16 protein-coding genes are annotated in these 16,801 nt (G+C 72.8%); 9 read left to right on the top strand and 7 right to left on the bottom strand.

Annotated elements, in window-relative coordinates:
* Window positions 1–70: 70 nt before the first annotated feature.
* Complete coding sequence (locus ACFC51_RS14120) at window positions 71–772, bottom strand: FadR/GntR family transcriptional regulator (RefSeq protein WP_376369879.1); 702 nt, start codon at window positions 770–772, stop codon at window positions 71–73.
* Between the two features lie 163 nt (window positions 773–935).
* Between ACFC51_RS14120 and ACFC51_RS14115 the strand changes: the two genes are divergently transcribed.
* The 4 genes from ACFC51_RS14115 to ACFC51_RS14100 all read left to right on the top strand — a co-directional run bounded on the left by ACFC51_RS14115 (window position 936) and on the right by ACFC51_RS14100 (window position 5,100).
* Window positions 936–1,895 carry a dihydrodipicolinate synthase family protein gene (locus ACFC51_RS14115; protein ID WP_376528773.1) on the top strand — a complete coding sequence of 320 codons (960 nt, stop codon included), beginning with the start codon at window positions 936–938 and terminating at the stop codon, window positions 1,893–1,895.
* 11 nt (window positions 1,896–1,906) lie between these two features.
* Window positions 1,907–2,896, top strand: a complete 990-nt coding sequence (locus ACFC51_RS14110) for an ROK family protein (protein ID WP_376528771.1) — start codon at window positions 1,907–1,909, stop codon at window positions 2,894–2,896.
* Complete coding sequence (locus tag ACFC51_RS14105; RefSeq protein ID WP_376528768.1) at window positions 2,893–3,573, top strand: N-acetylmannosamine-6-phosphate 2-epimerase; 681 nt, start codon at window positions 2,893–2,895, stop codon at window positions 3,571–3,573. Before ACFC51_RS14110 ends, ACFC51_RS14105 begins: the two co-directional genes overlap by 4 nt.
* Window positions 3,574–3,639: 66 nt before the next feature.
* Window positions 3,640–5,100 (top strand): sialate:H+ symport family MFS transporter, encoded by a 1,461-nt coding sequence (locus ACFC51_RS14100; protein WP_376369886.1) that lies wholly within the window; start codon window positions 3,640–3,642, stop codon window positions 5,098–5,100.
* 68 nt (window positions 5,101–5,168) lie between these two features.
* On the opposite strand, the gene ACFC51_RS14095 is transcribed toward ACFC51_RS14100, so the two are convergent.
* From ACFC51_RS14095 to ACFC51_RS14080, 4 genes are all read right to left on the bottom strand, one after another.
* Window positions 5,169–5,627 carry a MaoC family dehydratase gene (locus tag ACFC51_RS14095; protein WP_376369888.1) on the bottom strand — a complete coding sequence of 153 codons (459 nt, stop codon included), beginning with the start codon at window positions 5,625–5,627 and terminating at the stop codon, window positions 5,169–5,171.
* A 36-nt stretch (window positions 5,628–5,663) separates the two neighbouring features.
* On the bottom strand, window positions 5,664–7,007 hold the full coding sequence (locus ACFC51_RS14090) for an MFS transporter (RefSeq protein ID WP_376528765.1): 1,344 nt from the start codon (window positions 7,005–7,007) through the stop codon (window positions 5,664–5,666).
* 123 nt (window positions 7,008–7,130) lie between these two features.
* Window positions 7,131–8,357, bottom strand: a complete 1,227-nt coding sequence (locus ACFC51_RS14085; protein ID WP_376369891.1) for an acetyl-CoA C-acetyltransferase — start codon at window positions 8,355–8,357, stop codon at window positions 7,131–7,133.
* 104 nt (window positions 8,358–8,461) lie between these two features.
* Complete coding sequence (locus ACFC51_RS14080) at window positions 8,462–9,364, bottom strand: LysR family transcriptional regulator (protein WP_376529226.1); 903 nt, start codon at window positions 9,362–9,364, stop codon at window positions 8,462–8,464.
* A 154-nt stretch (window positions 9,365–9,518) separates the two neighbouring features.
* On the opposite strand from ACFC51_RS14080, the gene ACFC51_RS14075 reads away from it, so the two are divergent.
* From ACFC51_RS14075 to ACFC51_RS14060, 4 genes are all read left to right on the top strand, one after another.
* Window positions 9,519–10,436: a CoA transferase subunit A gene (locus ACFC51_RS14075; protein WP_376529224.1), complete on the top strand. Its 918-nt coding sequence runs from the start codon at window positions 9,519–9,521 to the stop codon at window positions 10,434–10,436.
* A 26-nt stretch (window positions 10,437–10,462) separates the two neighbouring features.
* Window positions 10,463–11,239, top strand: a complete 777-nt coding sequence (locus ACFC51_RS14070) for a CoA-transferase subunit beta (RefSeq protein WP_376369893.1) — start codon at window positions 10,463–10,465, stop codon at window positions 11,237–11,239.
* A 61-nt stretch (window positions 11,240–11,300) separates the two neighbouring features.
* On the top strand, window positions 11,301–12,827 hold the full coding sequence (locus ACFC51_RS14065; RefSeq protein WP_376528763.1) for a 3-hydroxyacyl-CoA dehydrogenase: 1,527 nt from the start codon (window positions 11,301–11,303) through the stop codon (window positions 12,825–12,827).
* A 65-nt stretch (window positions 12,828–12,892) separates the two neighbouring features.
* Window positions 12,893–13,306 carry a VOC family protein gene (locus ACFC51_RS14060; protein WP_376528761.1) on the top strand — a complete coding sequence of 138 codons (414 nt, stop codon included), beginning with the start codon at window positions 12,893–12,895 and terminating at the stop codon, window positions 13,304–13,306.
* Here ACFC51_RS14060 and ACFC51_RS14055 read toward each other — a convergent pair.
* Both ACFC51_RS14055 and ACFC51_RS14050 read right to left on the bottom strand, forming a co-directional pair.
* A complete protein-coding gene (locus ACFC51_RS14055; protein WP_376528759.1) occupies window positions 13,225–13,986 on the bottom strand; it encodes a helix-turn-helix domain-containing protein in 762 nt (253 codons plus the stop codon). The genes ACFC51_RS14060 and ACFC51_RS14055 overlap by 82 nt on opposite strands.
* 26 nt (window positions 13,987–14,012) lie before the next feature.
* Complete coding sequence (locus ACFC51_RS14050; protein WP_376369900.1) at window positions 14,013–15,140, bottom strand: YihY/virulence factor BrkB family protein; 1,128 nt, start codon at window positions 15,138–15,140, stop codon at window positions 14,013–14,015.
* Window positions 15,141–15,157: 17 nt separating this feature from the next.
* On the opposite strand from ACFC51_RS14050, the gene ACFC51_RS14045 reads away from it, so the two are divergent.
* Window positions 15,158–16,795, top strand: a complete 1,638-nt coding sequence (locus ACFC51_RS14045) for an acyl-CoA dehydrogenase family protein (RefSeq protein ID WP_376528757.1) — start codon at window positions 15,158–15,160, stop codon at window positions 16,793–16,795.
* Window positions 16,796–16,801 lie beyond the last annotated feature (6 nt).

The raw sequence follows: 16,801 nt of genomic DNA, 5'->3' as shown, positions 1-16,801 counted from the left end.
GGGCCGCCATGGACCAGGGTTCGGTGGACGCCTGGTGCCGCGCCACCCTCGCGGGGACGAGCAGCTACCTCTACGCCGACACGGACTGAGGGTCGAGGCGGCCCCGGATCCCGTCGAAGTGGGTGCGCATCGCGCGCACCGCGCGTGCGCCGTCGGCCGCCGCCACCGCCTCGACGATCTCGTGGTGCTGCGCGCAGGTGACGGCCGGGTCCTGGTGGCCGTCGTCGACGTCCTCGCGCACCCGGTCCATGGCCGCCCAGAACGCGTCCAGCACCTCGCTGAGGAGATGGTTGTCGAGCGAGGCGTAGAGCGCGAGGTGGAAGGCGCGGTCGGTGGTCCGGGCGACCCTGCCGCCCTCGGCGGACTCGGTCTCCATCGTCGCGACGAGGGCGCGCAGCACGGCGAGGTCCTCCGCGGGCACGCCCGCGGTGACGGCCCCGACGAGTCCGGTCTCCAGCGCCTCGCGCACCTTCATCAGCTCCAGCAGCCCCGGCTCCCCCTGGCGGTGCCGTACGGCCGCCCGGAAGGCGAGCCCCTCGGCGAAGGGTGACAGGGAGAGCGAGCCGACGAAGGTGCCGGATCCCCGCCGGATCTCGACGACGTTCATGGCCTGGAGCGCCTTGAGCGCCTCGCGCACCGAGACCCGGCCGGCCGAGAACAGCTCCATCAACTCGGTCTCGGTGGGGAGCGGATCGCCCGGGCCGAGCCTGCGTCCGAGGATCAGTTCCTTGATCCTTCGCTCGATGTCCTGAGCCATGGTGGGGCGGGCCACAACGGTCCTCCTTGGGGGTCGTCGGCCGCCGGCACCTCTTGACCGGTCGGCGGGGCATCTGTTTAAGGTGAGTCCAGACATAGGACATCTTACGTCCCACGTCCCGGTCCCGCCTCCCTTTCGGCGAACGACCCGCGTACCGAACGAGCTGGAGCTCCTCACCATGCCTCTGACCGCACCTCTGCACGGCGTCGTACCGCCGGTCTGCACCCCGCTCGACGACCGCGGGGAGGTCGACACGGCCTCCCTGACCCGGCTCGTCGGCCACCTCGTCGACGGCGGTGTGCACGGGCTCTTCGCCCTCGGTTCGACCAGCGAGGTCGCCTATCTGACCGATGCCCAGCGCGCCACCGCCCTGGAGACCGTGGTCACCGCGGCCGCCGGGCGCGTCCCGGTCCTGGCCGGGGTCATCGACACCACGACGGCGCGGGTCGTCGAGCACGCCCGGACCGCCGCGGAGCTCGGCGCGGACGCCCTCGTCGCGACCGCCCCCTTCTACACACGTACGCACCCGAAGGAGGTCGCCGGGCACTTCCGGCGGCTGCGTGCCGCCGTCGACCTGCCGCTGTTCGCCTACGACATCCCGGTGGCCGTCCACTCGAAGCTCTCCGCTTCCCTGGTGCGCGAACTGGCCGAGGACGGCACCCTGGCCGGCCTCAAGGACAGCAGCGGTGACGAGGGCGGGCTGCGCAGGCTGATCGTGGAACTCGGCGGTCGGGCGGGGCGGGCCGAGGGCCCCGTGCCGCACTTCAGTGTGCTGACCGGTTCCGAACTCACCGTGGACGCGGCGCTGCTGGCCGGGGCAGACGGTGTCGTGCCCGGTATCGGCAACGTGGACCCGGCCGGCTACGTCCGGCTGTACGAGGCCGCGCGGGCCGGTGACTGGGCGCTCGCCGCCCGCGAGCAGGAGCGGCTCGTCGAGCTGTTCGCCATGGTCGACGTCGGTCCGGAGCAGGACATGGGCCGCAGCTCGTCGGCGCTCGGGTCCTTCAAGGCGGCGCTCCAGCTGCTCGGTGTCATCGACAACGGTGCCACCGCGTTCCCGCAGCTCCCGCTCTCCGCCGAGTCCGTCGCCCTCGTCGGTGAGCGGCTGCGCGGCGCCGGTCTGCCGCCGGTCCGATGACGAACGGTCCGATGACGAACGGTCCCGGGAGGAGAGGTCCGGCAAGGAGCGGTCCGGCGGACGCCGCGGCCACCGGTGCCGCGGTGATCGGCCTCGATCTCGGCGGCACGAAGATCGCGGCGGCCCTCTTCGCCGCCGACGGCACGGTGCTGGCCCGGCACACCCGGCCCACCCCGGCCGGGGACGGCGCGGCGGCGGTACTCGACGCGCTCGCCGCGGCGGTGGCCGAGGTGGACCCCGGCCGCCGGGCGGCCGTGCTCGGCGTCGCCGCCGCCGGGGTCGTCGACCCCCTCAGCGGAAGGGTCACCAGCGCCACCGACTCGATCCGCGGCTGGGCGGGCACCGCGCTGGCCGCGGGCCTCGCGGACCGTACGGGTCTGGCCGTGGCCTGCGACAACGACGTACGCGCCACCGCCGGGCCGGAGCTGGCCGCGCTGCCGGACCGCCACGGTTCGCTGCTGTTCGCCGCCATCGGCACCGGTGTGGGCGGTGCCCTCGCCGTCGACGGGCGGATGCTGCACGGATCGGCCGGCATCGCCGGCCACCTCGGCCATCTGCCCAGCGCGGAGGCGGCAGGACTGCCCTGCACCTGCGGTGCCGCAGGACACCTGGAGGTCATCGCCTCGGGCCCGGGCATCACCGCCCACTACGAGCGGCTCACCGGTACCCCGGCGGACCGGCTCGAAACGGTCGCCGCCCGTGCCGCCGGTGGCGACCGGGCCGCCGTGCACGCCGTCACCACCGGGGCCGCGGCCGCCGGACGGGTCCTCGGCGGGCTCGCCAACGCGCTCGGCCCCGACCGGGTCGTCGTCGGCGGCGGAGTCCCCCGGATCGGCGCGCTGTACGGCGACGCGCTCGCGGCCGCCTTCACCGCCGAACTGATGCCACCGCTGCGCGGGCTCGTCCCCGAGCCCCCTCTCTTCGGTCACGACGCGGCCGTGCTGGGCGCAGCCGCCCTGACCGCAACCCTTCCCCTCCACCACCCTGGAGCACCCCGATGACCGCACAGGATCTGGCCGACGCCCTCCGGGGCCGGCTGATCGTCTCCTGCCAGGCACCTCCCGGCGACCCGATGCGGGAGACCGCCACCCTCGTACGCCTCGCCCTCTCGGCCGCGGCCGGCGGCGGAGCCGCGATCCGGGCCAACGAGCCGGAGGTGGTCGCCGCGGTCACCGCCGCCGTGGACCTCCCGGTGATCGGTCTGTGGAAGGACGGCGACACCGGCGTCTACATCACCCCCACGGTCCGGCACGCCCTGGCGATCGTCGAGGCCGGCGCGGCGGTCGTGGCCGCCGACGCCACCGACCGGCCCCGCCCGGACGGCTCGGCCTTCGCCGAGCTCGTCACCGCCGTGCACGCGGCGGGCGCCCTGGTCATGGCCGACGTCTCCACGCTCGCCGAGGGGGTCGCCGCCGCAGCGCAGGGGGCGGACTTCGTCTCGACGACCCTCTCCGGCTACGTGCCGGGGACGCCGAAGGGGACCGGACCCGACCTGGACCTTGTGACATCTCTCTCGGCCGCGGTCGCTGTACCTGTCGTCGCCGAAGGACGTATCAATACCCCCGAGGAGGCTGCCGAGGCCCTCGCCCGAGGCGCCCACAGCGTCGTGGTCGGCACGGCCATCACCGCTCCCACCGCCCTGACCTCCCGCTTCGTCGCCGGCATCGCCCGGACCTGAGCAGCCCTCACCACGAGGGACGGCCGCCCCGGCAACGGGGCACCGTTCCCGCACCAGGAGCGCACCGTGCAGATATCCCCCTCCCCGCTCCCCTGGTACCGCGAGGTGAGCGGTACCCAGTGGAAGTCCTTCTTCGCCGCCTGGATCGGCTACGTCCTCGACGGCTTCGACTTCGTCCTCATCACGCTCGTCCTCACCGAGATCAGCGACGACTTCGGGCTGAGCACGGTGCAGGCCGCCAGCCTGATCTCCGGAGCCTTCATCACCCGGTGGCTGGGCGGCGCGGTACTGGGCGCCCTCGGCGACCGGTACGGCCGCAAGCTCTCCATGGTGGTGAGCATCCTGCTCTACTCGCTGGGCACGTTCGCCTGCGGGTTCGCGTGGGACTTCCACAGCCTCTTCGCCGCCCGCCTGGCGATCGGGATGGGCATGGCCGGCGAGTACAGCGCCAGCGCCACGTACGTCATGGAGAGCTGGCCGGCCAGGGTCCGCAGCCGGGCCAGCGGCTTCCTGATCTCGGGCTTCTCCGTCGGCTCGGTGCTCGCGGCCCAGGTCTACACCTGGGTGGTGCCCTCGCTGGGCTGGCGCTGGATGTTCTACCTGGGCCTGATACCGATCGCGGTCGCGCTGTGGATGCGCCGTGCGCTGCCGGAGGCGGAGGAGTGGACCTCCGACGTCGCGGACCGGGGCGCGAAGCCCAACCCCTTCCGGCCGCTGTTCCGGACCCCGCGCCTGGCCGTGGTCAACACCGTCCTCGTGGTGGCGGCCACGCTCTCGCTCTTCCTCGTCTTCACCCCGGGCAGCGAGGGCCTGGTGCCGGTGCTGTCGGTGGTGGCGGGCCTGTCCCTCGTGGCGTTCGCCGTACAGCTGGGCGGACGGCGGGGCTGGCTCCTCTATGTGTCGATGATCGTGACGCTGTTCTTCGCGTTCCTCTACTCCTGGCCGATCCAGGCGCTGCTCCCCACCTATCTGAAGACGGAACTGGGGTACACCACCGGCCAGGTCACGGACGTCCTGTACTTCGCGGGCTTCGGCACCATGGTCGGCTGCTGGACCGCGGGCTTCCTGGGCGACCGGATCGGTGCGAAGAAGGCCTACGCGCTGACGCTGCTGGCGTCACTGGCCTTCGTCTACCCGGTGTTCGCGGTGAAGGACAACCTGCTGGTGCTGGGCTGTCTGCTGTTCCTGCTGCAGGCGACGAGCTTCGGCATCTCCGGGCTGCTGCCGCGCTACATCGGCGGCCACTTCCCGACGGCGAGCCGGGGGGCGGCGCTCGGCTTCACGTACAACGTGGGTGCGCTGGGCGGTGCCGTGGCCCCGGTGCTCGGGGCCCATCTCGCGTCCGGGATGGACCTGGGCCAGGCGCTCGCGGTGCTGACGTTCGCCGGGACGGTGATCGTGGTGCTGCTGGTCGGCTTCGACGTGCCGGCGCGGCTGAACCGGCTGACGGACCCCGACGCACGGCCGGACCACCTGGCCGAGCCCGACGGGGCCCCGGAGCCGGCGAAGGCGGACCGCGTCGGTTAGCAGGGCCCCACGCACCGGCGCCCGCCCGGAGTGTTCCGGGCGGGCACCTGCGCGTGGGCGGCCGGGGCCTACGGGTAGAAGTGCGTCAGCGACTCGGCGACGCAGGCCGGCTTCTCGGATCCTTCGAGCTCGAAGGTGAAGCCCCGCGTCATCTGCACGCCGCCCCGCGCGACCTCGCCGACCCCGGTGACCGTGGCGTGCAGGCGCACGCGGCTGCCGACGGGGACGGGCGCCGGGTAGCGGACCCGGTTGACCCCGTAGTTGAGCGCGCGTCCCACACCGCTCACCCGGAGCAGCTCGCCGAACATCGGGATGCCCCAGCTCAGGACCATGTACCCGTGGGCGATGGTGCGTCCGTACGGGCCGGCGGCGGCCCGTTCCACGTCGGTGTGGATCCACTGGTGGTCCCCGGAGACGTACGCGTACGCGTCGATCAGCTCCTGGGTGACCTCCTTCCACTCCGAGCGCCCGAGGTCGCGCCCGCCGAGGGCGAGGATCTCCGGGATGCCGTGCGCGGTCAGGGGCATGGCGGTACTCCGATCTGCGGGGACGGGCGGGGCGGGTCAGGCGGTGACGGGCGCGGTGCGGGGTGCGGCGGCCGGCTCGGCGGCCTGCTCGTCGTGGTTCGGGCGCTTGAGCAGGAGGAGCATGCAGCCCAGCGTCAGTGCCACCTGGAAGACCGCGTAGGCGATGACGGCCGTGATGGAGCCGGTCCGGTTCAGCAGGAACTGGCCGACGATCGGGGTCGTCCCGCCCAGCAGGGTGCCGCAGAGCTGGTAGCAGAGCGAGATGCCGGTGTAGCGCAGATGGGCCGGGAAGCGGCTGGCGAGCATGCCGGCGAGGGCCGCGTAGTAGAGGCAGTGCGGGATCGTGGCGACGGCGACACCGACCATCGCGAGACCGTAGTTCTCCGTGCTGATCAGCACGAACATCACCGGCATCAGGATCAGTTCGGGGACCAGCATCACGATCACCGCGCGGGACCAGCTCTTCATCCGGGTGGCGATGAGGGCGCCGAAGGGCTGGACGACGATCTGGGTGATGTTGGCGACGAGGATGATCGTCAGGAACGAGCTGCGGTCGAAGTCCAGGGAGGTGGTCGCCCAGGACAGGGCGAACGTCGACTTGAAGTACGTCGCGGACAGGCCGATGGTGCAGGCCCCGATACCGAGGACGATCAGCATGGGGTGGCTGCGCAGGACCTCGGTCAGCGGGAGCTTGACGACTTCCTTCTTCTCGATGAGCTTGGCCATGGCCGGGGACTCGGCGACCTTCAGGCGGACGAGCAGGCCGACCATGACGAGTGCGGCGGAGGCGAGGAAGGGCACCCGCCAGCCCCACGAGACGAAGGCGTCGTCGGGCAGCTGACTGATGGCGAGGAAGCTCACGGTGGAGAGGGTGTTGCCGACGGGCGAACCCTGCTGGGCGAAGGCCGCGTACAGCACCGACTTGCCCTTGGGCGCGTGCTCGGAGGCGATCAGGACGGAGCCGCCCCACTCACCGCCGAGGCCGATGCCCTGGATCATGCGGATGCAGACCAGGAGGATCGGGGCGGCGATGCCGATGGAGGCGTAGCCGGGCAGCAGACCGATCGCGGTGGTCGAGATCCCCATCATCAGCAGGGTGATGACGAGCGTCTTCTTCCGGCCGAGCCGGTCGCCGTAGTGCCCGAAGACGATGCCGCCCAGCGGACGGGCGAGGAAGCCGACCCAGAAGGTGGCGAAGGCGACCAGGGTGCCTACGGGGCCTTCGAGTTCGGGGAAGAACACCTTGTCGAAGACGAGTGCTGCCGCGGTTCCGTAGATGTAGAAGTCGAACCACTCGATGGTGGAGCCGATGAAGGCTCCGAACCCTGCGCGGTTGGCGGCTTTCGTTCGCTCGCGTGCGGTGGCGGTGGTCGCACTCATGGGTGGCTCCCGGACATCGTTGATCAAGCGGATGGGGGCACGGCTGACCCGGGCGTCGCCCGGACGCCCTGGATCGCGTGGGTGGAGAGGGGTGGAGAGGGGACGGCGAGGGGGACGGGGCCGTCAGGCGGTGACGCGTTCGAAGACCGCGGCGAGGCCCTGGCCCCCGCCGATGCACATGGTCTCCAGGCCGTAGCGCGCCTGACTGCGGTGCATCTCCCGGCTGAGGGTGGCAAGGATGCGTGCTCCGGTGGCGCCCACCGGGTGGCCGAGCGAGACGCCTGATCCGTTGACGTTGATCCGCTGCTCGTGGTCCTTCTCGCCGAGGCCCAGCTCGCGGGTGCAGGCGAGGACCTGGGCGGCGAAGGCCTCGTTGACCTCGATCAGGTCCAGGTCGGCGAGGGTGAGGCCGGCCCGGCCGAGGGCCGCGTGGGTGGCCGGGACGGGGCCGATGCCCATCGTCGCGGCGGGGACGCCCGCGCGGGCGAAGGAGACGAGCCGGACGAGCGGGGTGAGCCCGAGCCGTTCGGCGGTGGCGGCGCTGGTGACCAGGCAGGCGGCGGCCGCGTCGTTCTGGCCGCTCGCGTTGCCCGCGGTGACGGTGGCCCCGGGATCGGCCTTGGCCATGATCGGTCGCAGCGCGGCGAGTTGCTCGGCGGTGGTGTCCGGGCGGGGGTGCTCGTCGGCCCGGACGACCGTCTCGCCCTTCCTGGTGCGCACGGTCACGGGGACGGTCTCGGCGTCGTAGCGCCCCTCCTCCGCGGCACGGGCGGCGCGCGCCTGCGAGCGCAGGGCAAGGGCGTCCTGGTCGGCGCGGCTGATGGAGTAGGCGCGGCGGAGGTTCTCGGCGGTCTCGATCATGCCGCCGGGTACGGGGTGGTGGACACCGCCGGCGGTGACGCGGCCCCGGGCCAGCGAGTCGTGGAGCTGGAGGCCGGGGCCCTTGATGCCCCAGCGCCCGTCGTGCGTGTAGTAGGGGGCGGCGCTCATGACGTCGACACCGCCCGCGATGACGACCTCGCTGAACCCGGCGCGGATCTGCATGGCGGCATCGAGGACGGCCTGGAGGCCGGAGCCGCAGCGCCGGTCGATCTGGGCGCCGGTGACGGTGTCGGGGAGTCCGGCGTCCAGGGCGGCGACCCGGCCGATGGCGGGCGCCTCGGAGGAGGGGTAGGCATGCCCGAGGATCACCTCGTCCACCCGGTCCGGATCGATCCCCGTACGGGCGACGACCTCGGCGATGACGCGTGCGGCCAGCGCGGCCGGGGTCTGCTGGGCGAACGCGCCGCCGAAACGCCCGATGGGAGTGCGCAGCGGCTCGCAGATGACGACATCGGTCTGGTCCGGCACGGCGGAACACCTTTCGGCGGGTTCGGGTGTGTGGGGTGACCTTCGCACCGGACCACTGAGTCGGTCCAATATCGAGTTCCCTCATATTCAAGACGCCACGCGTCTCAATCGGACGACGTCGGGGTCGGCAGGGCCTCCTCGGCGACCGCGAGCACCGCGCGGAGCGCCGCCGAGGGGTTGTCCGTGCGCCAGGCCAGCGCCGCCTGCCGCCGGACGGGCGGGCCGGCGAGGGGCCGGTAGACCAGTCCGTTCTGCTGGATGTGCCGGACCGAGGAGACCGTCAGCGTGACGCCGACGCCCGCTGCGACGAGGGCCAGGATCGTGTACGAGTCGGGCGCCTCCTGCACCACGCGCGGGTTGAAGCCGGCCGCCTCGCAGACCTGGACCATCGCGTCGCGGACGGTCGAGCCGGCGTTCGCGGGGAAGGAGACGAAGGGTTCGTCGGCGAGGATGCCGATCGGGATGCTCTCCAACCGTGCGAGCCGGTGGTCGGAGGGCAGCGCGCACAGCAGCTCCTCCTCGTCGATCACCCGGCAGGCCACTCCGGGCTGGGTGACGGGGAGCCGGACGAAGCCGAGGTCGAGGGATCCGTCGGCGACCCGGGAGAGGGCGACGTTGGCGTAGGTCTGGCCCTTCATGACCAGCTCGATCCCGGGGTGAGCGGCGCGGACGGCCCGGGTCAGGAGGGGCAGCGTCTCGTGGCTGGAGGCTCCCGCGAAGCCGATCGTGACGCGCCCGTACTCCCCGCGTCCGGCGGCCTTGGCGGCCCGTACCGCCGCGTCGAGGTCGGCGAGGACGGTCCGTACGGGTTCGAGGAAGGACTCCCCCGCGCTGGTGAGCCGCACCGAGCGGGTGTTCCGCTCGAAGAGCTGGACGCCGAGCTCCTTCTCCAGCTGCCGGATCTGCTGGCTGAGCGGCGGCTGGGCCATCTGCAGCCGCTTGGCCGCGCGGCCGAAGTGCAGCTCCTCGGCGACGGCGGTGAACGCGGTCAGATGACGCAGTTCCATCGGAGCTTCCATTCATTAACCATCGGTCTTGATCTGACCTTAATTTGGTATTGGACAGCAATCAATGGGCGCTGACACGGTGAGGGCGACCAGTACGCACTCGCCGAGGAGCACCGTGGAGCGGACGGATACGGCCGACGGGCCCGGAAAAGTCATGTCGATGAAGGAGGCCGTCGCCGCTTTCGTGCACGACGGGGCCACCGTCAGCCTCGAGGGGTTCACCCATCTCGTCCCCACTGCCGCGGGGCACGAGATCATCCGCCAGGGCCGCAAGGACCTCACCGTCGTGCGGATGACGGCGGACATCGTGGTGGACCAGATGCTCGCCGCGGGCTGCGTCTCGCGGCTGGTCTCCTCCTTCGTCGGCAACTCCTCCGCCGGTTCGCTCGGTGAGCTGCGGCGCAGGATCGAGCGCGCCGACCCGGCGCCGCTGGCCTTCGAGGAGTACAGCCACTACGGGATGGTCTGCCGCTACCTGGCGGGGTCCCAGCGGCTGCCGTTCTACCCGCTGCGCAGCTACGGCGGCAGCGATCTGCCGTCCGTCAACAGCGATCTGCGCAAGGTGACGTCGCCCTATCCGGGACCCGACGGGGAACCGGAGCAGATCTACGTCGTGCCGCCCGTGAACCCCGACGTGACGATCATCCACGCCCAGCGGGCCGACCGCCGGGGCAACACCCAGATCTGGGGGCTGACCGGCATCCAGGCGGAGGCGGTCTACGCGGCGGACAAGGCGATCGTCGTCGTCGAGGAGGTCGTCGCCGACGACGTGGTCCGCTCCGACCCCAACCGGACGGTCGTCCCGTCCCACGCCGTGGACGCCGTCGTCGTCTGCCCGCGCGGGGCGCACCCCTCGTTCGCGCAGGGGTACTACGACCGTGACAACGCCTTCTACCGGGCCTGGTCGCACATCAGCAAGGACCCGGAGCGGCTGCGGGCCTGGCTGGCGGAGTGGGTGTACGGCACGGCCGACCACGCCGAGTACACCGCCAAGCTGGGCGAGGACTTCTGGGCGGGGCTCGCGGTGGGCGAGGCGCTCAGCGAACCGGTGAACTACGGGCGGCGGCTGTGAGCGCGCCGCAGGGGAAGGAACGGGACATGACCACCACCGCACCGGAGGCCGTCACCTCGTCCGAGCTGCTCTCGGTCGTCGCCTCCCGCGAACTGGCTTCCCGGCGCACGGTGTTCGCCGGCATCGGGCTGCCCACGCTCGCCACCGAACTCGCCCACCTCACGGTCGCCCCGCGGATCGAGGTCGTGTACGAGTCCGGGGTCTGCGGGGCGCACCCCTCCCACCTGCCGGAGACCATCGCCGACTCCGTGCTCATCTCGGGCGCGGAGGCCGTGCTGTCGATGCCGGCGCTGTTCGGCTGCGTGCTCCAGGGCGGTCACATCGACGTCGGATTCCTCGGCGCCGCGCAGATCGACCGGTGGGGCAACCTGAACACGTCCGTGATCGGCGACTGGGAGAGCCCCGCGGTACGCCTCCCCGGGTCGGGGGGCGCCGTCGAGGTGATGGCCAACTCCCGCGAGGTCTTCGTGGTGATGCGCCGTCACAACCCGCGCTCCTTCACGGCGGCCCTGGACTTCTGCACCACTCCGGGGCCGGACCGCGCGCTCGCCGAGGGCATCCGGCCGCTGGGCGCGGGCGTCACCCGGGTCATCACCGAACTGGGCATCCTGGCCCGCGCCGGCGCCGGGGAGGAACTCCGGCTCGTCGCCGTACACCCGGGAGTGACGGTCGATCAGGTCCGCGCAGCCACGGGCTGGGACCTCCTGGTCGCCGACACCGTCGCCACCGTGCCCCCTCCGACGGCGGCGGAGCTGCGGCTGCTGCGCGAGGACGTCGACCCGGGCCGCGTCTACCTGCGCTGACCCGGCGCGTCTACCGTCTCTGCCATCGACTGACCACACCTGCCGAGAGGACGTCACCGCCATGCGTATCAGGATCGTCGGAGCCGGAGCCATGGGCCGGGGCATCGCCCAGTGGGCAGCGGCCGCCGGGCACACCGTCGAGCTCTGCGACGTCCGGACCGAGGCGGTGACAGCGGCCGTCGACTTCGTGCGGTCCATGCTGGAACGCGCGGTCCAGAAGGGCCGGACGACCTCCGGCGAGGCCGCCTCGGCCCTGGAGCGGCTGGTGCCGCTGGACGACCCGTGGGCCCCGGGCCCGGAGGTCGAGCTGGTCATCGAGGCCGTACGGGAGGACCTGGACACCAAGGCCGAGGTGTTCGGGAAGCTGGAGGAGGCCCTGCCGGACTCCGCCGTCTTCGCGACCAACACCTCGTCCCTCTCGGTGACCCGGATCGCCGCGTCGCTGCGGGACCCGGGCCGGCTGGCCGGGCTGCACTTCTTCAACCCCGTCCCCCTGATGAAGATCGTCGAGGTCGTGCCGGGCGCCGCGACCCGCCCGGAGATCCCTCCGGCCCTGACCGCGCTGGTCGAGAGCTGCGGCCATCGCGCGGTGACCGTCGCCGACACCCCCGGATTCCTGGTCAACCACGCCGGCCGCGGCCTGGTGACGGAGGCCCTGGCACTGCTGGAGGAGTCGGTGGCGGGCCCGGCCGACATCGACCGCATCGCCCGGGACGTCCTGGGGCTGCGCATGGGCCCGTTCGAGCTGACGGACCTCACGGGACTCGACGTCACCGCTGCGGTGATCGACTCGATCTGGCAGGGCTTTCGCCACGAGGACCGGCTGCGCCCCTCCTACCTCACCCCGAACCGGGTGACCGCCGGTCTGCACGGCCGCAAGACCGGCCGGGGCTGGTACGCGTACGGTCCCGAGGCACCCGCCCCCGCCCCGGAGGCACCGGTGACGGGCGACTCCGGCCGCCCGGTCTTCGTGGCGGGCGAGGGGCGCGAGGGTCTGCGGGACGCGCTGTCCGCCGCCGGGGCCACGGTCGAGGACGGCCCGGAACCCTCCGAGGCCGCCGTGGTCCTGGTCCCCGTCTGGGGCACCACCGTGGCGGCGGCGGTGGCCTCGCTGGGGCTGCCCGCCGCGCGCACCTTCGGCGTGGACCCCCTGCCGGCGGCGGGCCGCCGCCGGGTCCTCGCCGTCACCCCGGCGTCCGACCCCGCCGCCGCGCGGGACGCCCGCGCGGTGCTGGCGCGAGCGGCGGACGGCGGGGAGCCCCACGCCGTGTCGGTGGTGCGGGACACCGCGGGTTCGGTGGCGCAGCGGCTGCTCGCCTCGGTGGTCTCGGTGGCCGCGTCCATCGCGGAGCGCTCGCTGGCCACCCCGGCGGACATCGACCTCGCCGTGACGACCGGCCTCGGTTATCCCGTGGGCCCGCTGGCCTGGGGCGACCGCATCGGGGCCGCGCGCCTGCTGGACCTTCAGCGGGCGCTGCACGCGACGACCGGCGACCCGCGGTACCGGCCGACCCGCTGGCTCACCGAACGGGCCGAGCTGGGCCTGTCCCTGACGGACCGGGGCACCTCGCCCGCCGACTGCGTGTAGGGCCCGCCGGGGCCGTGACCGTTTCGTACAAGACCGGGGACCGGGCCCCGGCCTACGGTCGTCCCATGACTCCACGACTCGACGCGATCTCCGTCACCACCGCCGACCTGGCCGCCTCGCTCGCCTTCTACCGCAGGCTCGGGCTCGACATCCCCGAGGACGCCGGGTCGGCGCCCCACGTCGAGGTGGCCCTTCCCGGAGGGCAGCGCCTGCTGTGGGACACCGAGGACGTCGTCCGTTCCTTCGACCCGGGCTGGACGGGGTCGAAGGGCGGCGAGCGCCTCGGGCTCGCCTTCCTCTGCGACAGCCCGGCGGAGGTGGACGCGGTGTACGCCGACCTGACCGCCGCGGGGTACGCGGGCCACCTGGAGCCCTGGGACGCCGTGTGGGGGCAGCGCTACGCGGTCGTACTGGACCCGGACGGCTGCGCGGTCTCGCTGTTCGCCGCCGGTACGTCGTCACCGGCCCCGGCGAAGTAGGCGCCCAGCGTCGTCCCGGCGAGGTCCCGCATCTCGCGGGCCAGATGCGCCTGGTCGGCGCAGCCGGCGGCGCACGCGGCCTCGGCGTAGGACGTTCCCTCCCGGACGAGGGCCAGGGCGCGCTGGAGCCTCAGGACCCTGGCCAGGGTCTTGGGGCCGTAACCGAAGGCGGCGAGGGAACGGCGGTGGAGCTGGCGGGCACCCAGCCCGACGCCCCGCGCGGTCGCGGCGACGGAACGGCCCTGCCGCAGCTGCGCGGCGACGGCCTCCGTGAGCGGGTCGGGGGGCGCGGTGCCGGCCGCCCGGCGCAGGGCGATGTCCTCCAGCGCGGCGGCCGGGTCCTTCGCCGCGCCGATCCGCTCGGTGAGCCCGCGGACCTCCCGGTCCGGCCATAGGGCGTCGAGGGCGACCCGGCGGTCGCGCAGCTCGTACGCCGGCACGCCCAGGAGCGCGGGTGCGGTGCCGGGGGCGAAGCGGATGCCCGCGCAGCTGCCGGAGAGCGCGGCGGCGGGGGTGAACGCGTGGGTGTCGGGGCCTGCCACCAGGAGCCGGCCGCCGGCCCACAGCAGGTCCATGCAGCCGTCGGGGAGCACCGGCCTCGCGGGGTCGCGCGAGCCGCTCCAGGTCCACAGGACCGCGCCGCCGAAGCGCGATGCCCGCTCCTCGTACCGTGCGCCCATGGTCACCCTGGCCGGCGAAGGCGCCTTCAGGGGGCGTCCTTGTCGCGATTGCCGTGCAGGCGGGACTTCACATCGTCCGGAGGCAGGAAACGGGACCAGCGTTCGGGGAATTCGGAGGGCATGGACACGTCCTCGTCGTCGTCCGCGTACGCGTCCCAGTTGGCCGCCTGGGTACGGGCCAGGAGTTCGGCGGCCTGCGCCGCCCGTGCGCGCTCGGTGACCTCGCGTGCCGCCGCCGTGGCCAGCGAGGGCCATACCCGGTCGATCGCCGCGTTCACGGCGGCACCGACGAGTACGGCGAAAGCGGAGATACCTATCCATAGCAGTACGGCGATGGGTGCGGCCAGCGACCCGTAGATGGTGGGTCCTTCGACGGTGCTCGTGAGGTAGATCCGCAGCAGGAAGCTGCCCAGCACCCACATGCCGAGCGCCACGAGCGCCCCGGGCACGTCCTCTATCCACGGCGAACGGACCGGGACGGACACGTGGTAGAGCGTCGTCAGGAAGGCGATGGAGAGGATGATGACCAAGGGCCAGTACATGACGGCCAGCACCTCGGTGCCCCACGGGACGAAATCGACCACCCGGTCCGGGCCGACCACCAGCAGCGGCAGCACCACCGCCCCCAGCAGCAGGGCGACCACGTACAGCAGGAAGGCGAGCAACCGGGTCTTGACGATGCCGCGGTGGCCGTCGAGCCCGTACATCACGGTGATGGTGTCGATGAAGACGTTCACGGCGCGTGAACCCGACCAGAGCGCGATCGCGAAGCCGAGGGAGATGACGTCGGGGCGCGCACCCGTGGTCACGTCGGCTATGAGCGGTTTGGCGATGTCGTTGACGCCCCGCTCGGACAGCACCGTCTGCACCGCGCCCAGGATGTTGCGCTCGATGGAGGCGACCGTGGTGGTGGCCGTCCAGTCGTCGACGTATCCGAGCAGCCCGATCAGGCCGAGCAGCAGCGGAGGCAGGGACAGCAGGGTGAAGAACGCGGCCTCCGCCGCGAGGCCGAGGATGCGGTACTCGATGCACGAGTTGACCGTGTCCTTGAGCAACTGCCATGCCATCTGCCGCTTCGACACGTTGCGGTAGAGGACGCGAGCCCGGTGGAGCCGGCCCGGTGGCCGCTCGGGTGTTTCATTTGCTGCCTGCACCTCCTTACCGTATCGGCATGGCACCTAGCACCCACACAGTGACCAACCAGGTCCCGCCGCTGGTCGGCTACGACGTCTTCGCAGCGGACCGGGCACTGACGGAAGCGGTCGAGCGGCATCTCGCGCCCGGGATCCTCGCCGAGGCCCGCGAGGAACTCGGCGGGCTGGGCCGGTCCGCCGGCTCGCTCCAGGCCCAGCAGTGGGGTGCGCAGGCCGACCAGAACCCGCCGAAGCTGCGTACGCACGACCGCTACGGGCACCGCGTCGACGAGGTGGACTTCCACCCCGCGTGGCACCGGCTGCTGGGGCACGCGGTCACGTCCGGGCTGACGGACGCCTGGGGCAGGCAGGGGGGCCATGTCCGGCGCGCGGCGGGGTTCCTGGTCTGGACGCAGGCCGAGGCCGGCCACGGCTGCCCGCTGTCCATGACGCACGCGGCGGTCCCGGCGCTGCGGACCGACCCGTCGCTGGCCGCGGAGTGGGAGCCGCTGCTGACGTCGCACGTGTACGAGGAGGGGCTGCGGCCCCCGGCGCAGAAGGCCGGTGTGCTCTTCGGGATGGGCATGACGGAGAAGCAGGGCGGCACCGACGTGCGGTCCAACACCACCCGCGCCGAGCCGCTCCCCGGCGACGGGGAGTACCTGCTCACCGGCCACAAGTGGTTCTGTTCGGCACCCATGTCCGACGGCTTCCTGGTGCTGGCGCAGGCGCCGGGCGGGCTGAGCTGCTTCCTCGTGCCCCGGGTCCTGCCGGACGGCGTCCGCAACGTGTTCGCGATCCAGCGGCTCAAGGACAAACTGGGCAACAGGTCCAACGCGTCGAGCGAGGTCGAGTTCGACGGGACGTGGGCCCGCCGGGTCGGCGAGGAGGGGCGCGGCGTCCGCACGATCATCGAGATGGTGGCGGCGACCCGGCTGGACTGCGTGGTCGGTTCGGCGGCGCTGATGCGCCAGGCGGTGGCGCAGGCGATCCACCACAGCGCCTACCGCAGCGCGTTCGGCGGGCTGCTGATCGAGAAGCCGCTGATGCGCAACGTGCTGGCGGACCTGGCCCTGGAGTCGGAGGCGGCGACGACCCTCGCGCTGCGGCTGGCAGCCGCGTACGACGCGGACACGGAGGCGGAACGGGCCTTTCTGCGGATCGCGGTGCCGGCCGCCAAGTACTGGGTGACGAAGCGGTGCACGGCGGTGGTCGGGGAGGCCCTGGAGTGTCTCGGCGGCAACGGCTACGTGGAGGAGTCCGGGATGCCCCGGCTGCTGCGGGAGGCACCGCTCAACTCCATCTGGGAGGGCTCGGGCAACGTACAGGCCCTCGACGTGCTGCGGGCGCTGCAGCGCGAGCCGGGGGCACTCGACGCCTTCCTGCGGGAGGTCGGCGCGGCGCGTGGCGCCGACCACCGGCTCGACGCGGCGATCAAGGACCTGCTGACCGAACTGGCGGACCTGGACGGTGCCGAGGCGCGGGCCCGGCGGCTGGTGGAGCGGATGGCCCTGGTGCTTCAGGGCTCCCTGCTGCTCCGTTGGGCACCGCCCGAGGTCGCGGACGCGTTCTGCGCCTCACGGCTGGGCGGGGACCGGGGATCGGTCTTCGGGACGCTGCCGCACAGTCTGGATCTCGCCGCGGTCGTGGAGCGGGCGCGCGCCCAGGAGGGCTAGGGGCGC

Source organism: Streptomyces sp. NPDC055962, from assembly GCF_042270185.1.
Classification (GTDB): Bacteria; Actinomycetota; Actinomycetes; order Streptomycetales; family Streptomycetaceae; genus Streptomyces.
Note: the sequence above shows the minus strand (reverse complement) of the source record. Positions and strands in the feature narration are given on the sequence as shown.

What these genes read in the sequence shown, in the direction of transcription:
- ACFC51_RS14115 (WP_376528773.1), top strand. Translation starts at nt 936, where the DNA reads ATGCCTCTGACCGCACCTCTGCACGGCGTCGTACCGCCGGTCTGCACC.
- ACFC51_RS14110 (WP_376528771.1), top strand. Translation starts at nt 1,907, where the DNA reads ATGACGAACGGTCCCGGGAGGAGAGGTCCGGCAAGGAGCGGTCCGGCG.
- ACFC51_RS14105 (WP_376528768.1), top strand. Translation starts at nt 2,893, where the DNA reads ATGACCGCACAGGATCTGGCCGACGCCCTCCGGGGCCGGCTGATCGTC.
- ACFC51_RS14095 (WP_376369888.1), bottom strand. Translation starts at nt 5,627, where the DNA reads ATGCCCCTGACCGCGCACGGCATCCCGGAGATCCTCGCCCTCGGCGGG.
- ACFC51_RS14090 (WP_376528765.1), bottom strand. Translation starts at nt 7,007, where the DNA reads ATGAGTGCGACCACCGCCACCGCACGCGAGCGAACGAAAGCCGCCAAC.
- ACFC51_RS14080 (WP_376529226.1), bottom strand. Translation starts at nt 9,364, where the DNA reads ATGGAACTGCGTCATCTGACCGCGTTCACCGCCGTCGCCGAGGAGCTG.
- ACFC51_RS14075 (WP_376529224.1), top strand. Translation starts at nt 9,519, where the DNA reads ATGTCGATGAAGGAGGCCGTCGCCGCTTTCGTGCACGACGGGGCCACC.
- ACFC51_RS14070 (WP_376369893.1), top strand. Translation starts at nt 10,463, where the DNA reads ATGACCACCACCGCACCGGAGGCCGTCACCTCGTCCGAGCTGCTCTCG.
- ACFC51_RS14065 (WP_376528763.1), top strand. Translation starts at nt 11,301, where the DNA reads ATGCGTATCAGGATCGTCGGAGCCGGAGCCATGGGCCGGGGCATCGCC.
- ACFC51_RS14060 (WP_376528761.1), top strand. Translation starts at nt 12,893, where the DNA reads ATGACTCCACGACTCGACGCGATCTCCGTCACCACCGCCGACCTGGCC.
- ACFC51_RS14055 (WP_376528759.1), bottom strand. Translation starts at nt 13,986, where the DNA reads ATGGGCGCACGGTACGAGGAGCGGGCATCGCGCTTCGGCGGCGCGGTC.
- ACFC51_RS14045 (WP_376528757.1), top strand. Translation starts at nt 15,158, where the DNA reads ATGGCACCTAGCACCCACACAGTGACCAACCAGGTCCCGCCGCTGGTC.